At 71.6% G+C, this 14,802-nt stretch carries 16 protein-coding genes; 5 read left to right on the forward strand and 11 right to left on the reverse strand.

All coding sequences use genetic code 11. From position 1 onward, the window contains the following. From ACYU7L_RS08985 to ACYU7L_RS09015, 7 genes are all read right to left on the reverse strand, one after another. On the reverse strand, positions 1 to 1,732 hold a 1,732-nt coding region (locus tag ACYU7L_RS08985), incomplete at its 3' end, for an SLC13 family permease (RefSeq protein WP_460795211.1). Between the two features lie 99 nt (positions 1,733 to 1,831). Beyond that, the gene (locus tag ACYU7L_RS08990; protein WP_460795214.1) at positions 1,832 to 2,551 is read right to left on the reverse strand and encodes a cation diffusion facilitator family transporter; all 720 of its coding nucleotides are present in this window, start codon (positions 2,549 to 2,551) and stop codon (positions 1,832 to 1,834) included. Then, positions 2,548 to 2,946 (reverse strand): ArsR/SmtB family transcription factor, encoded by a 399-nt coding sequence (locus ACYU7L_RS08995; RefSeq protein WP_460795216.1) that lies wholly within the window; start codon positions 2,944 to 2,946, stop codon positions 2,548 to 2,550. The genes ACYU7L_RS08990 and ACYU7L_RS08995 overlap by 4 nt, the downstream gene beginning before the upstream one ends. Positions 2,947 to 3,061: 115 nt before the next feature. Next, positions 3,062 to 3,667 carry a response regulator gene (locus ACYU7L_RS09000; protein ID WP_460795219.1) on the reverse strand — a complete coding sequence of 202 codons (606 nt, stop codon included), beginning with the start codon at positions 3,665 to 3,667 and terminating at the stop codon, positions 3,062 to 3,064. Continuing rightward, the gene (locus tag ACYU7L_RS09005; protein ID WP_460795221.1) at positions 3,664 to 4,752 is read right to left on the reverse strand and encodes a sensor histidine kinase; all 1,089 of its coding nucleotides are present in this window, start codon (positions 4,750 to 4,752) and stop codon (positions 3,664 to 3,666) included. The genes ACYU7L_RS09000 and ACYU7L_RS09005 overlap by 4 nt, the downstream gene beginning before the upstream one ends. After that, entirely contained in the window at positions 4,749 to 5,501 is a 753-nt protein-coding gene (locus ACYU7L_RS09010) for an ABC transporter permease (protein ID WP_460795224.1), read from the reverse strand. Before ACYU7L_RS09010 ends, ACYU7L_RS09005 begins: the two co-directional genes overlap by 4 nt. Further along, on the reverse strand, positions 5,498 to 6,361 hold the full coding sequence (locus ACYU7L_RS09015; protein ID WP_460795226.1) for an ABC transporter ATP-binding protein: 864 nt from the start codon (positions 6,359 to 6,361) through the stop codon (positions 5,498 to 5,500). Before ACYU7L_RS09015 ends, ACYU7L_RS09010 begins: the two co-directional genes overlap by 4 nt. Before the next feature lie 179 nt (positions 6,362 to 6,540). Between ACYU7L_RS09015 and ACYU7L_RS09020 the strand changes: the two genes are divergently transcribed. The 5 genes from ACYU7L_RS09020 to ACYU7L_RS09040 all read left to right on the forward strand — a co-directional run bounded on the left by ACYU7L_RS09020 (position 6,541) and on the right by ACYU7L_RS09040 (position 11,425). After that, positions 6,541 to 7,629, forward strand: coding sequence for a CobW family GTP-binding protein (locus ACYU7L_RS09020; RefSeq protein WP_460795228.1), 1,089 nt, complete (start codon positions 6,541 to 6,543; stop codon positions 7,627 to 7,629). A 142-nt stretch (positions 7,630 to 7,771) separates the two neighbouring features. After that, positions 7,772 to 8,509: a hypothetical protein gene (locus tag ACYU7L_RS09025; RefSeq protein WP_460795230.1), complete on the forward strand. Its 738-nt coding sequence runs from the start codon at positions 7,772 to 7,774 to the stop codon at positions 8,507 to 8,509. 56 nt (positions 8,510 to 8,565) lie between these two features. Beyond that, positions 8,566 to 10,104: a YjjI family glycine radical enzyme gene (locus ACYU7L_RS09030; RefSeq protein WP_460795233.1), complete on the forward strand. Its 1,539-nt coding sequence runs from the start codon at positions 8,566 to 8,568 to the stop codon at positions 10,102 to 10,104. A 2-nt stretch (positions 10,105 to 10,106) separates the two neighbouring features. Then, a complete protein-coding gene (locus ACYU7L_RS09035; RefSeq protein ID WP_460796639.1) occupies positions 10,107 to 10,823 on the forward strand; it encodes a radical SAM protein in 717 nt (238 codons plus the stop codon). A 71-nt stretch (positions 10,824 to 10,894) separates the two neighbouring features. Continuing rightward, the gene (locus tag ACYU7L_RS09040; RefSeq protein ID WP_460795235.1) at positions 10,895 to 11,425 is read left to right on the forward strand and encodes a Dps family protein; all 531 of its coding nucleotides are present in this window, start codon (positions 10,895 to 10,897) and stop codon (positions 11,423 to 11,425) included. 42 nt (positions 11,426 to 11,467) lie between these two features. Here ACYU7L_RS09040 and ACYU7L_RS09045 read toward each other — a convergent pair whose 3' ends face one another. Genes ACYU7L_RS09045 through ACYU7L_RS09060 form a run of 4 tightly spaced genes read right to left on the reverse strand, consistent with a single transcriptional unit; the run spans position 11,468 to position 14,794 of the window. Beyond that, positions 11,468 to 11,890 (reverse strand): pyridoxamine 5'-phosphate oxidase family protein, encoded by a 423-nt coding sequence (locus tag ACYU7L_RS09045; RefSeq protein WP_460795237.1) that lies wholly within the window; start codon positions 11,888 to 11,890, stop codon positions 11,468 to 11,470. After that, complete coding sequence (locus ACYU7L_RS09050; protein WP_460795239.1) at positions 11,887 to 12,681, reverse strand: TspO/MBR family protein; 795 nt, start codon at positions 12,679 to 12,681, stop codon at positions 11,887 to 11,889. Before ACYU7L_RS09050 ends, ACYU7L_RS09045 begins: the two co-directional genes overlap by 4 nt. Then, complete coding sequence (locus ACYU7L_RS09055; RefSeq protein ID WP_460795242.1) at positions 12,678 to 13,109, reverse strand: hypothetical protein; 432 nt, start codon at positions 13,107 to 13,109, stop codon at positions 12,678 to 12,680. Before ACYU7L_RS09055 ends, ACYU7L_RS09050 begins: the two co-directional genes overlap by 4 nt. After that, the gene (locus ACYU7L_RS09060) at positions 13,100 to 14,794 is read right to left on the reverse strand and encodes a dolichyl-phosphate-mannose--protein mannosyltransferase (RefSeq protein WP_460795245.1); all 1,695 of its coding nucleotides are present in this window, start codon (positions 14,792 to 14,794) and stop codon (positions 13,100 to 13,102) included. Before ACYU7L_RS09060 ends, ACYU7L_RS09055 begins: the two co-directional genes overlap by 10 nt. Positions 14,795 to 14,802: the final 8 nt, after the last annotated feature.

The raw sequence follows: 14,802 nt of genomic DNA on the forward strand, positions 1-14,802 counted from the left end.
TCACGATCACGATGAGCGTGAGCACCCAGCCGAGCCGCGCATAGTCGGTGAACCGGTAGCCACCGGGGCCGTAGACCATCATGTTGGTCTGGTAGCCGATCGGTGAGAGGAACGACGCCGAGGCCGCCACCGCGACCGCGATGGCGGCGCCGCGCGGGTCGAGGCTCGTGGAGGCCGAGGCGGAGACCGCGATCGGCAGCATCAGCAGCGCGGCGGCGTTGTTCGTCACCAGCTCGGTGAGGATCACCGTGGCGAGCACCAGGCCGAGCAGGACGCCCCGATCGCCGTAGTCACCGAACACGTCGACCAGTCCGGTCGCGATGCTCGAGGCCAGACCGGAAGCCTGCATAGCGGCGGCCAGCCCGAACGCGGAGGCGATCACGACGATGACCTCGATGTCGATCGCGCGGCGGGCCTCCAGCGGCGACACCACCCGCAGCGCCACCAGCAGGATGGCCGCCACCAGCGACCCCTCGAGGATGGGCAGGGTCCCGGTCGCGGCGAGCCCGACGACGCCCAGCAGGAGGGTGACGGGGATCCAGGCCCGAGGCGTCGCCACCGGGGGAGTGCCGTCGAGGGGCGCGACCAGGAGGAAGTCGGCGCGGTCGCGCCAGCGTTCCCGGAAGCCGAGGTCGGAGACCAGGATCAGGGTGTCGCCCACGTGGATCGTCTCGGTCCCGATCCGTCCCTCGAGCAGCTGCCCCGAGCGGTGGATGCCCAGGACGGCCGCCTGATAGGCCGAGCGGAAGCCGACGTCCTTGAGCGTCGTACCGACCAGGGGGGAGCGGGAGCCGACGACGGCCTCGTAGTAGCTCACCGACGGGTCGTCGAGGTCGAGGACGTGCTCCAGCTCGGCCGAGCGCAGCCCGCGCATCTCCTGGACCTCGACGACGCTGCTGATCGGGCCGACGAAGTGCAGGCGGTTGCCGCCGCGCAGCACGGTCTCGGGGCGGACGGGGGCGATCGTGGTGTCGCCGCGGTCCACCGACGCCAGGAACAGGCCCGAGAGGTTGCGCAGCTTCGCCTCCTCGACGGTCTTCCCGTCGATGGGGCCGCCGGGCTCCACCAGCATCTCCACGCTGAAGCGGCGACCGGCCTCCTCCATCTCGCTGCGTGCCGAGCGGCGGTCCGGCAGGGCCCGCGGGGCCAGCGCGATGACGGCGAGGACGCCGACGACCGCGATCGGCAGGCCGAGCATGCCGATCTCGAAGAAGCCGATCTCGCGCAGTTCCAAGGTCTTCATCTGGCCGGACACCACGAGGTTCGTAGAGGTGCCGATCACGGTGATCAGCCCGCCGAGGATGGCCGCGAAGGAGACCGGCATCAGCAGCTTGGAGACCGATACGCCGCGGCGGTTGGCCCAGGTCGTCACCTGCGGGATCAGCATTGCCACGATGGGGGTGTTGTTGAGGAACGCCGACGCCCCGGCCGTGGGCAGCAGCGTGCGGATCAGCGGCAGACGATAGGACCCGCGCTCGCCGAGGGTCTTCTGCATGACGGGGGTGAGAGCCCCGGTCTTCTCGATCCCTGCCGCCAGGACATAGAGAGCGGCGACGGTCATGGGCGCCGAGTTGGAGAAGCCGGAGAACGCCTCCTCCGGCTCGATCACCCCGAGCACGAGGACCGCGACAGCGCCGCCGAAGACCGTCACGGCAGGGGACACGCGCCCGCGCACCAGGAGTGCGAGGACGGCGATGATCACGCCGAGCGTGATCCAGGCATCGGTCGTCACGGGTCGAGTCTCCCAGGGGGCGTGGCCCGGTGGACGGCCGCACCAGGACTGGGCGGTCAGGCTAGCGCGCTGCTCGCGTGCCGGGCCGAGCAGGCGCGCTCAGTCGCACCCGCAGCTGCCCGAGCACGCCCCGTCGGGATTCGCGTCGAGCGCCTCCCTGGTCGGTCCGCATCCGCACGCCTCACCGCGCCACGCCTCCAGACCCTCGCGCAGCGCGACCGCGGCGATGATCAGTCCGGCGACGGGGTCGGCCCATCCCCAGCCCAGGCTGGCGTTCAGCACCAGCCCCACCAGCAGGACGGCCGACAGGTAGGTGCACAGCAGGGTCTGCGTGGAGTCGGCGACGACGGTGCTCGAGGAGAGGGCGCGGCCGGCGCGGCGCTGCGCGAGGGAGAGGAACGGCATCACGGCCAGCGACGCGCACGCCAGGGCGATGCCGACCGTCGAGGTCTCGGGGTCGCTGCCCGAGACCAGGGCCCGCACGGACTCGAAGGTCACATAGGCGGCGAGCGCGAAGAAGGAGACCGCCATCGCGCGCAGAGCCTGCTGCTCACGCGACTCGGGGAGCGCATGGCGGAACTGCCACAGGATGATGACCCCGGACGACACTTCGACGACCGAGTCCAGCCCGAAGCCGACCAGCGCCACGGAGCCGGCCGCCACGCCCGCCGCGATGGCGATCACCGCCTCGATGACGTTGTAGGCCACGGCCGCGCCGGCGAGGGCCTGTGCCCGGCGACCCAGTCGGGCACGCTCGGCCGGGGAGATGGGCTGGGAGATCGGCTGCGCGATCGGCTGCGTGATCGGCCGGGCGGTCATCGGTCGGCCCGCAGCGTCTCGGTCCCGTACGACGGGCACAGGGCGACGGCCTCGCCCGTCAGGTCGAGGAGCCGCTCCGCGGCAGCCCAGATCGCAAGCAGCTCCTCCGGGTGTGTCAGCGAGAAGAGCGATGCTCGGCCGTCCGGCCGTGAGGTCACCAGTCCGCACTCCCGCAGGCAGGACAGGTGCTTGCTGACCGTGGACTGAGCCAGGCCCAGGTGAGCCGTCAGGTCCACCACGCGATGCTCGCCGAGTGCCAGATGGCGCAGGATCGCGAGCCGGGACGGGTCCCCGAAGCCCTGGAAGAGTGCGGCCGCCGGGAGCAGGTCCGGGGCGGGGACGCTGTCCTGCTCGGCGGGCTGCTCGGCGGGTTGGGCGACGGTCGGCATCGTCATACGGCGATGTTATCGCCGACGAGTGGTCCGCGTCCGCCGACCCGGCACCGGCGCCGCGACACGCCGACAGAACGGTCGAGGGAGTGACGGGTCGCGGGTGGGTGGTGGGGGTGGGCTAGATCCAGCCGTGGGCCTGGGCGATCCGGGCGGCCTCGGCGCGGGTGGTGGCTCCGGTCTTGCCGATGGCCGAGGAGAGGTGGTTGCGGACGGTGCCCTGGCTGAGGTGGGCGGCCCGGGCGATCGTGGCGACGGGGGCGCCGTCGAGGGCCAGGCGGAGGATCTCGCTCTCGCGCTCGGTGAGGGGGGAGGGGCCGGTCATCAGGGACTCGGCGGCCAGGGCGGGGTCGATGACGCGCAGGCCCTGGTGCACGCGGCGTACGACGTCGGCGAGCTCGCGGGCGGGCGTGTCCTTGACGACGAACCCCGCGGCGCCCACGTCGAGAGCGCGGCGCACATAGCCGGGCCGGCCGAACGTCGTCACGATCAGCGTCCGCACCTGCGGCAGCTCGCTGCGCAGCTGCTCGGCGACCTCGAGTCCGGTCAGCCCCGGCATCTCGATGTCGAGCAGGCACACGTCGGGCGCCGCGGCCCGCGCGGCCTCGAGGACCTCGTCGCCCCGGCCGACCTGGGCCACGACGGACAGGTCGGCCTCGAGGTCGAGGAGGGCGGCCAGCGCCCCGCGCACCAGGGCCTGGTCGTCGGCCAGCAGCAGCCGGATCATGCGAGCACCACGTCGACGCGCGTGCCCGGCGACGCGTCGACGAGCGACAGGGTCCCGCCGGCGTCGCGGACGCGCTCGCGCATGCCCCGCAGTCCGTTGCCCTCGCGCCCCGTGCGCCCGACGCCGTCGTCGGTGACGCTCAGGCCCCGCGGGGTGAGCTCGACGACCACGTGATGCGCCCCGGAGTGGCGGACCACATTGGTGACGGCCTCGCGCAGCACCCAGGCCAGCAGGGTCCGGTGCCGCGGATCGGTGTCGGCGACCTCGCCGACGATACGGGTCTCGATCCCGGCGTCGGCGAGGACCACCGGCACCGTCTCCAGCTCGGCCTCGAGGTTGCCGGCGCGCAGCCCGCCGACCGTCGAGCGGATCTCCGCCAGGGCCTGGCGCGCCGTCTCCTGGATGGACTCGAGCTCGGCGCGGGCCCGCGGGGGATCGAGGTCGATCAAGCGGCCGGCGAGCTCGGCCTTGATGCTCAGCGCCGTCAGCGAGTGGCCCAGGACGTCGTGCACGTCACGCGCCACCCGCTCCCGCTCGGCCGCCAGCGCGAGCATCGCCCGGCTCTCGATGACCCGTCGCTCACCGTCGACGAAGACCCGCAGCAGCACCATCGCGACCAGGATCGGCCACACCATCAGGAAGAAGAACGCCGGGAAGCCGCTGTCGCCGATGACCGGGACCACCGGCAGCAACGCCACCAGGACCGTCACCCGCGGCCACCACGGCGAGGGGAGCTGGAGGGCCGCGAAGACGCCGAGGTACGGCGTGAGGCCGATCGCCTGCATGCCGATGATGGGGACGGTCGCCGATGCGAGCAGCACCAGCAGTCCGAAGACCAGCCACTCGTGGTCGCTGAGCCACCCGAAGCCGAGCATGTAGACGGTGCCGTATGCCGCGAGCACCGCCAGCCCGGCCCCGACCACGAGCGGAGGGCGGCCGCTCTCGACGGTGGCGATGCCCGGATAGGTCAGGAAGACCAGCCAGATCCCCGCGAAGATCCAGGTCCAGTGCTCCCAGGGCGAGGTCGGTCCCGGGCTGTGTGTTCCGGGGCCGGACGTCGCGGAGTCGGCAGTGGCGGTGCTCACGCGCGCTCGCGACCGCGCCGTACGCCCCACAGTGCGAGTCCCGCGAAGATCACCGTCCACGCGAGCACGTTAGCGACGGGCAGCCACAGGGTCTCCTGGCCCCCGGACGGGAGTCGGCCCTCGGTGATCGGATAGCGCGCCAGCGCCGCATAGCCGTAGAGCGGGGTGAGGCGGCCGATGTCGAGGATGAGTCCCGACATCGGGGTGAACACGTTGCCGAGGAAGGCCATGACCACGATCATCCCCGAGGCGATGCTGACGGAGTTCTCGCTGCGGAAGATCAGGCACACCGCCAGTCCGTAGACCGCGAACAGCGCCGAGCCGACCCACACGACGAGTGCCGACAGTGCCCAGTCGGACAGCGAGCCCTCGGCGCCGCTGACCGCGCCCAGGGCGTAGATCAGCGCGATCGGGACGGCGGCGACCAGCATCGCGAGGCCGGTCTTGAGGGCGATGAAGGCCCCCGCGCCCAGTGGCGTGAGCGCAAGCTGACGCCCCCAGCCCATCGTCCGCTCGGTGGCCGCGCTGCCGGCGACCGTGGTGGTGGCGGTGACCGCGCCGTACGCCGCCATGGAGACCATCACGTACATCGCGACGTTGCCGCTGCCCATGGAGTCCGTCGAGCCGAGCCCGAAGACGACGTACATGAACGTGGGGAGGCCGACGACGAAGAACATCGAGACTTTGTCGCGCAGCTGACGGCGCAGGTCGAGGCCGCCGTAGCCGATGACCGCGGTGGTCGTGGTCATCGCTGGGCTCCTGCCAGGTCCGAGGTGAGGGCGAGGAAGGCCGCCTCGAGGCTGGCGTTCGACACCTCGACGCCACTGACGCCCAACGGCGCCAGCGCCTCCTCGACGCGGGAGAGCCAGGCCGGGTCCACGCCACCGCGGTGGACGGCGCCTGCAGGTGGGCGGATGGTGATGGTCCGGCCGCCGAACGCCGCGCGGACGTCGGCGGTGGGGCCGTCCTCGACGATACGGCCCCCCTTCATGAGGACGGTGCGTTCGGCGAACTCGTCGGCCTCGGCCAGGTAGTGGGTCGCGAACACGACCGTCCTACCCTCCGCCGCGTCGGCGCGCATCGTCTCCCAGAACGCCTGGCGTGCCCCGACGTCCATGCCCGTCGTCGGCTCGTCGAGCAGGATCAGGTCGGGGTCCGGGAGCAACGCCAGTGCGAAGCGGAGACGCTGCTGCTCGCCGCCCGAGCAGGCCCCCACCCGCCGGCCGGCCAGCGGCCCGAGGCCGGCCCGCTCGACGGCGTCGGTGACCCGGTCGCCCCGTCCGTGGAGCGCGGCGATGGCACGCACCGTCTCGAGGACGGTGAAGTCGGGGAGCAGGCCGCCGCTCTGCATCACGGCGCTGATCCGGCCTGCAGCCACCGCCCGGGACGGGCTCTCGCCGTAGACCTCGACAGTGCCGGAGGTGGGAGCGGTGAGACCGAGCAGGAGATCGACGGTGGTGGTCTTGCCGGCGCCGTTGGGGCCGAGGAAGGCCACGATCTCGCCGGGACGGACGGTCAGGTCGATGGCGTCGACCGCGGTGAGCGTCGATCCGTCGGGGAGGTGGAACGCCTTGCTGAGGCCGCTCGTGCGGATCGCTGGGGTGGTCATGCCTCCAGCATCCGGCTCCGACGAGCCGCCGCCCCGGCCCACGTGTCACGAGCTTCCCATGACAGGTGTCATCTCCGGGCGCCCTCGACGGCTCTCCCCACCACGTGCATAATGAGAATCATTCTCGTTACTCAGGAGGTTTCCGTGCAGCCCAGCCCCCCTCTCTCCAGGAGGACGTCGTGAGGACGCCCCTGGTCCTGATCACCGGGGTCCACCCCGAGGCGATCGACAGCGTGATGATGAGCCTCTCGTGGGACCTCCCGGAGACCGTCGTCGTGCGGCACCGCATCGATCCCGAGTCGCAGGTCCTGACGCGCGTCGTCAGTCACGCGGGTGGTGTGCTGGAGCGTGAGGAGATCGAGCTGGAGCACGCCTGCGTCTCGTGCGCGCTGCGTGAGGACATCGTCCCCACCCTGGAGCGTCTGGCCCGGGACGCGCGGTGGGGCAGCATCGTCGCCGGACTCCCCACGGCGACGGAGGCCGTTCGGCTCTCGGCTCTCCTGGCGCGCGACACCCGCCTGGCCAGGCATCTGCGGTTGGCCGGCATCGTCACCGCGATGGGAGGGCCGCGGCTGGTCGGCGACCTGCTGGTGGACGATCTCCTGGGCGACGACCTGCTGCGCGAGCGCGGCTGGCACTCCAACCCGGGCGACGAGCGCGGCGTCGGAGAGGTCGCCTGTGCGCAGCTCGAGCTCGCGGACGTCGTCGTCCTGGACGCCGATCAGGAGCCGCAGGCTGTCGACCTGGTGAGGGCGCTCGCCCGACCCGACGCGGTGTTCGTCGCCGGCGCCGACCGGATCGACGCTGCCGCGCTCGTCGCCGGCCGCCACCGCCACGCATCCGCCACGCAGTGGTCCTCCCCGCTCCTCGAGGTCGACGTGCCGACACTGGGGAAGGGCCACGCCTGGCGCCTCGACCTGTCCTCGACGCGCCCCTTCCACCCCGACCGGCTGCTGGACCAGATCGAGCTGCTGGGGGCGGGCCGGCACCGCTCGCGAGGGTGCTTCTGGGTCCCGACCCGGCCGGACCTGGTCCTGGAGTGGAGCGGTGCGGGCGGTCAGCTCAGCATCGGCAGGTGGGGCGGCTGGGGGCGCCGCAGCCGCCGGACGCACCTGGTGCTCACCGGCGTCGGGCCCCTTCCCGCCGAGCTGGCCGACGCCTTCCGCGACCTCCTGCTGACGCCCGACGAGATGGGCGCGCGCTCGAGGTGGAACGTCCTGGAGGACGGCCTGGAGCCCTGGCTCGGCGACATCCGTGACGTCGCCTGACCGGCACGCGAGAGGTCCTTGTGCTGACCAAGTCCTTGGGGTCGTCGGGGTTTGAGTGGCTGCTGGGGGTGGCAAGACCACTGCCGAGGCCGCCGGGTGCTCGACGTCGTCGAGCAGCGGCCTCCTCGCACAGGGGGATTCCTTGAAGCACTCAGCTCGTCCCGTCCGGATGGCCGCCGCGGCCCTCGTCTCCGTCAGCCTGCTGGCCCTGAGCGCCTGTGGGGGTGACTCCGACGAGGAGGCCAAGACCACCGAGAGCAGTGCCCCGGTCGAGGAGTCGAGTGAGCCCACCGACGAGCCCACCGACGGGCCCAGCGAGACCGAGGAAGCAGCGCCCGAGGGCGCCGAGGGTCAGCCCGCCTGGGCGCTGCCGCCCACCGGCGGCGGCGACCTGATCTCCACCATCGAGGTGGAGGACGTCACCGTCGAGGTCTACCAGGTGGGGACGACGACGGCGACCGAGGACGGCAACTTCGCGGACCCGGACACCAACAAGCCGCTGCTGGCCAAGGGCGACGAGATCGTCTTCGTCAACTACGTCATCACCAACAACGGCGACCCGATCGACCTGGGCTCCAGTCGGGTCAGCGTCGAAGCCCGCTACGACGACTGGCAGTGGATGCAGGGCATGGACTCGGTCACCGACGACGCGCTCTTCGAGGAGATGGGTGTGAACGACGACAGCCTGGCCCCGGACGGCTTCAACGAGGCGGGCGTCTACACCCTCGGCTCCGGGGAGACCTACTCCTACGGGGAGAACTTCAAGTACCAGAAGAACTCGCCGATCGGTTTCGAGGTGACCATCACCCCGGTCGACGCCGAGGGCGAGCTGCTCCACGACGACCGGATGGAGGGCGAGAGCACCGGCACCATCGCCTGACAGGGGCGGGCCGTTAGGCCCTACGCCGAAAGCGGCGCAGAGCCGATCCTGAGTGCGTGGAATCCGACGAGCTGCGCACCCAGGCCCGCACCCTGATCAACGACCCGACGCTGACCTACAAGCAGCGGATGCACCAGTTGGCCGTCCTGGCCGAGAACGCGCTGGAGCCGCCGCAGGTGTCGGCGGAGTGCGCCCAGGCGCTGGACAAGCGCGTCATCTGCGACATGTACGAGGGCAACGCCCCGCACCGACCGCGCTACCTGCTCCCGGACTACGCCAAGCTGCTGCGCGACGGGTCGCAGTTCCTCGAGCTGGCCCCGGCCACCGACCTCGACGAGGCCCTCAGCACGCTGCTGATCGCCTACAGCCAGGTGCCGTCGATCACCGGCTACCCGGTCTGGCTCGGCGACGTCGACGCGCTCCTGGAGCCCTTCACGGACGGCGTGGACGACGAGCAGCTCCACAAGAAGCTGCGACTGTTCTGGATCTCGCTGGACCGGATGTTCCCCGACGCCTTCACCCACGCCAACCTCGGCCCCGACGACAGCCGGGTCGGCCGGATGGTGCTGCGCCTGGAGCGTGAGCTGCTGCAGGTCGTGCCCAACCTCACCCTCAAGGTGGACCCCGAGCGCACCCCCGACGACTACGTCCGCGACGGCGTGGAGACGGTGTTCGCCTGCGGCAAGCCCCACTTCGTCAACCACCCGATGATGGTCGGCGACCTCGGCGCGTCGTACGGCGTGGTGTCCTGCTACAACTCCCTGCGCGCCGGCGGCGGGTCGCACACGCTGGTGCGGCTCAACCTGCGCGAGGCAGCGCTGCGCCACGACGGCTCCCGTGAGTCGTTCCTCGACGAGGTGCTGCCCTACTACGTCGATCTGACGGCCGAGCTGATGGAGGCCCGGGTCCGTCACCTCGTCGAGGAGGCGGGCTTCTTCGAGCACTCCTGGCTGGCGACCGAGGGGCTGGTCCACCTCGACCGGTTCTCGGCGATGTTCGGCATCTACGGCCTCGCCGAGGCGGTCTCGATCGTGCTCGAGCACGAGGGGACCGAGGGACGCTACGGCCACGACGCGGTCGCCGACGAGCTTGCCTTCCAGATCATCGACACGGTGAGCAGTCTGGTGAGCGAGCGCCCGATGCCCTACTGCGAGGGCTTCGGTGGTCGCGCCCTGCTGCACAGCCAGTCCGGCATCGACCTCGACCACGACGTGACCGCGGGCAGCCGGATCCCGATCGGCGACGAGCCCGGCCTGCTGCGCCACCTGCAGACCGTCACCCCCAACCACCGGCTCTTCCCGTCGGGCGTCAGCGACATCCTGGCCTTCGACGAGACCGCCCGGCGCAACCCCGACGCGGTGGTCGACGTGATCCGCGGTGCCTTCCGCACCGGCATGCGCGACATGACCTTCAACCTCGACAGCAACGACTTCATCCGGATCACCGGCTACCTCGTGCGCAAGTCCGACCTGGCCAAGATCGACCAGGGGGCCCGGCACGACAGCACGTTCCTCGGAGCGGGCGCCGTCGAGGCCTCCCACGGGCACCACCGCACCCCGAAGCGGGTCATCGCCCGGGAGCTCGACGTCAGGTGACCATGATCGGCCGGCTCGCGGACGTCATCCCGTTCTCCTGGGTCGACGGTCCGGGGAACCGGTACGTCGTCTTCGTGCAGGGCTGCTCGTTCGACTGCATCGCGTGCCACAACCCCGAGACGATCCCACGCCGCTGCCCGACGGCCCGGCAGGCGAGCGTCGAAGAACTGGTCGCGGAGATCCGCGTCGCCGAGCCCTACCTGGCCGGCGTCACCGTCTCGGGCGGCGAGGTCACCACGCAGTACCCCTTCGTCCGCGAGCTCTTCAGCGCCATACGCGCCGATCCGCAGCTCAAGCGGCTGACCACCTTCGTCGACTCCAACGGCTTCGCCGTGCGCAACGTGTGGGACCGGCTGCTGCCGGTGATCGACGGCGCGATGATCGACCTCAAGGCGCTCGACCCCGAGGTGCACCTGCGACTCACCGGGCGCAGCAACGAGCTGGTGCTCGAGTCGATCCGCCACCTGCACGCCCACGAGCGGCTGCACGAGGTGCGGCTGCTGCTGGTGCCGGGCTTCAACGACAGCGACGAGCAGCTGGCGCGCACCGCCGACTGGCTCGCTGCCCTCGACCCTGCGCTGCGGGTGGTGGTGATCGGCTTCCGCCAGCACGGCGTCCGGCCCGAGCACCAAGGCATCCCCGAGGCGACGCCGGAGCTCCTCGCCCACGCTCGCGAGCTGCTCGAGCGCGGTGGCCTGAGCGGCGTGGTCACCGTCTGAGGCAAGCCTTACTGGAATCATTCCAGAAAAGCTGTCATGGTGGTCGAAGCGTCTACAGGAGGAGAAGAACCATGAGCGAGACCATCGAGAGCACCACCACCCAGCACGTCGCCCGCCCGCCGTTCCAGGCCTCCGAGCAGCTGGCCTCGCACCTGCAGCAGCTCCACGTGGACCTGGTCGACCTGCACCTGCAGGGCAAGCAGGCTCACTGGAACGTCGTCGGTCTGAACTTCCGTGACCTCCACCTGCAGCTCGACGAGGTCGTCGACGCGGCCCGCGAGTTCTCCGACCAGGTGGCCGAGCGGATGCGCGCCATCTACATCACCCCCGACGGCCGCGCGCAGTCCGTCGCCGAGCAGAGCAGCCTCGCGCAGTTCCCGGCCGGCGAGGTCAACACCGCCGAGTGCGTCGACCTGATCACCGCCGCGCTCTACGCCGTGTGCGGCACCGCGCGCCGCATCCACGACGACGTGGACGCCGAGGACCCGACGACGGCCGACATCCTGCACACGATCCTCGAGCGCCTCGAGCAGCTCGCCTGGATGATCGACTCGGAGAACCGGGTGGCCAACAAGAGCCTGCCCCGCCCGCTCCATCGCTGAGCCCCCTCCATTGCTGAGCCCCATCCACCGGGGCCGGCGGCCTCAGCCCAGCAGCGCCGCTGAGGCCAGGAACCGTGCGACGTCGACCCGCAGCGCCACGCGCTGCGGGTTGACGCGCGGCACCTTGTAGCGACCGGCGTAGACCTCCTCGGCCCGCCGCACCGACTCCGCGTCCTCGCGCAGCTCGGCCGTGCCCTCGAGCGTCGACCACCGCCGTCCGTCGACCTGGCACGCCGCGACCAGCGCGCGTCCCTCGGGCGCCGCGCGCACGTGGCGCGCCTTGTGCGAGGCGCCCGAGGTGATCACCCAGGCGCACTGCTGCTCGTGGTCGAGCGCCACCCCGACCGGTACGACGTGCGGGGTGCCGTCGGTGCGCAGCGTGGTGAGCGTGCACAGGTGCCGCTCAGTCCAGAAGTCGAGCAAGGCGGCGGGGAAGGCGTCCCAGCCGGGGCGGAAGCCGCTCATGCGCGCGCCCCCGATCGGGCGTGCGAGCCACGGACCACGACGGCGGCGCCGAGCGCCACGACCGCGGCGACCACGGCCGCGACGGCGGTCGCCGTCGACTCCGGCTCCTCGCCGAGGCGTCCGACGGCGATCCAGGCCAGGCCCCACGCGATCGCGACGGCGACCGACCAGCGGCCACCGAGCCGCAGCGCCAGACCCACGCTCAGAGCGGCGACGACCGCCAGCACGACCACCGCTGCGGCCTCCCCGCCCGCCGGCATCGGGTCCACCCCGTCGCCGACGAACGCCGCGGCCACGTTGGCGCAGGTCGCCACGCACACCCAGCCCAGGTAGAGCCCGAAGGTCCCGTCCACGACCACCTTCTCCGCGGTGCCCTGGGCGGGTTGCTGCACCAGTCGCTGGACCAGCACCCCCAGCGTCACCACCAGTGCCACGATCACCCCGACGCTGACCCAGACCCAGCCCTGCTGGGTGACCAGCAGCCAGCCGGCGTTGAGGACCATCGACGCGGCGGCCAGCCATCCGGTGGCGCGCAGGCGGGGGTCCTCGCGGCGTCCGGGGAGCCACTGCCAGATCGTGTAGGCGGCGAGCCCGGCATAGATGACCGACCAGATCGAGAACGCCGGACCGGCCGGGGCCAGCAGCGTCGAGTCGGAGTCGAGGGCCCCGCCGGACGCCTCGGCGACGGGCGTGCCGAGCACGCCGACACCGACGAGCGTCCCGTAGAGGCAGAGGATCTCGGCCACGGTCACGGTGATCTGTCGGGTGCGGTCCGTCGTGGAGGCAGTCACCCCGTCGAGCCTAGCGACCGGGCGTTCTGGAGCCGGCCGTTCTGGATCTGGGTCGCCGCGGCGAGCACTCCCGCGAAGAACGCCGCCAGGGCGCCCACCGCGAGCCACTTCGGGGCCTCGCCGTACTTGCTGAGCCGGCCGTCCTCCGGGGAGCCGGACGAGACGTAGACCTGCGGCGTCTTCGCCGCATCGGCCGGGTCGTAGACGCACCAGCGCTCGTGCTTGCGCGGGGTCGTCCGATAGGTCTCGCCGTCGACGACGTACTCGACGGTGGGATAGCACCTGCCGTCGCCGGTGAACCCGAAGCCGGTCACCTTGCCGGTGACGGTCGAGTCCGGCGCCATCAGAAGCGAGAGACCGGCTGCGGCTGCCAGGATGAAGGAGGCGCAGAGCAGGGCGACGGTCGAGCGGCCGATCCTCAGATCCATCGCTTGAACCAGATCCGGTCGATCCACTCGGAGTGCGTGATCAGCTCGTCGGTCCAGATCGGCCAGAACCAGGCGAAGTTGACCAGCACCAGCATGAAGAACGATCCCGCGGCCACGACTCCCGCCGTACGCCGTGGCGTGGGGCCGTCGTGACCCACCGGCCGGGAGCCGACGAGCCTGCCCATCGTGAGCGTCAGCGCGAGCACGAGGAACGGCAGCGAGGCGATCGCATAGAAGAGGAAGATCGGCCGGTCCGCGTTGGGGACCCAGGGCAGCCACGTGGAGAGCGTGCCGACCACGCACAGCCCGAAGCGCCAGTCGCGCTGCCCCACCCACACGACCGCGGAGAAGATCAGCGCCAGCGCGCCGCCCCACCACAGCACGGGCGTGCCCAGCAGCAGCACCTGGCGCAGGCAGTCGCTGCCCGTGGGGGCGTCGCAGCCCTGGTCGCCGGGCTGGATGTCGAGCTGGGCGTCGACCCCGACGGGACGGTTGAGCAGCAGCCAGCCCCACGGGGAGGAGGCGTAGGTGTGCTCGCTGTCGTCGAGGAACTGGGTGTGGAAGACGAAGACGTCGCGGTGGTAGGAGGCCAGCGAGCGCAGCGACTGGGTGACCTCGCCGAGGCCCTCGGCGTCCGGCTCGGTGGCGGTGGCCCACTGCTCGCCGCCCTCGTACGTCGTGTACTGGGTGTCCGAGAGCGCCTGCTCGTATTCGTGGGCGTTGATCAGCCACCCGGTCCAGGTGGCGACGTAGACGACGAACGCGACCCCGACCAGCTGGAGGAAGGCCGGCACGCCGTCGACCAGCGCCGAGCGCAGGACCGGCAGCCGGACGCCGAAGGAGCGGCGCGCCCCCGCGCTCCACAGCCAGACCAGCAGACCGAACGCCGCCATCGGGAAGAGCGCGGTCCACTTGGTGCCCACCGCCAGCCCGAAGCAGACCCCGCCGGCGACCAGCCACGGGCGCCAGAGCATCGCCCGCACGGGTCCCCAGCCGCCGGTGACCTGGCCGCCGGTCACCTGGCCCCCGGAGCGCTCCGGGACGAGCCGCGCCAGCCGGGCGCGCGAGGCGTCGCGGTCGGCCACCAGGCAGTGCACGGCGCAGAGCAGGAAGAACGCCAGGAAGATGTCGAGCAGCGCCAGCCGGGAGAGCACCAGGTGCAGACCGTCGAAGCACAGCAGCAGTCCGGCAACCAGCCCGAGGGCGGTCGAGCCGGTGAGGCGACGCGCCAGGCGCACCATCACCACGACCATCAGCGCGCCCACGACGGCGGAGGCGATCCGCCAGCCGAAGGGCTCCATGCCGAAGGCCTTCTCGCCGAGCGCGATCAGCCACTTGCCGACCTCGGGGTGGACGATCATCGACGGATCCTCGAGCCACTGCCCGCCGGTCTCGCCGGCCAGGATCGCCTCGTCGGCCTTGTCGGCATACTCGCGGACGTAGCCGTGCTTCAGCAGCGACCAGGCGTCCTTGGCGTAGTAGGTCTCGTCGAAGGAGAACTGGTGCGGGGTGTCGAGACGCCACATCCGCAGGAACAGCGCCAGCAGCCCCGCTCCGAGCGCCGCGACCCAGCCGATCAGCCGATCCCGGCCGCCGCCGAGGGCCCGCAGCCGCGCGGTCGCCCGCTCCTGCGCGGTGGGTACGACGTCGCCGGCGGCGGTGCGGGAGAGGCCGGTCGTCGTCACGGGGACGA

This window comes from Nocardioides pacificus (assembly GCF_054775955.1).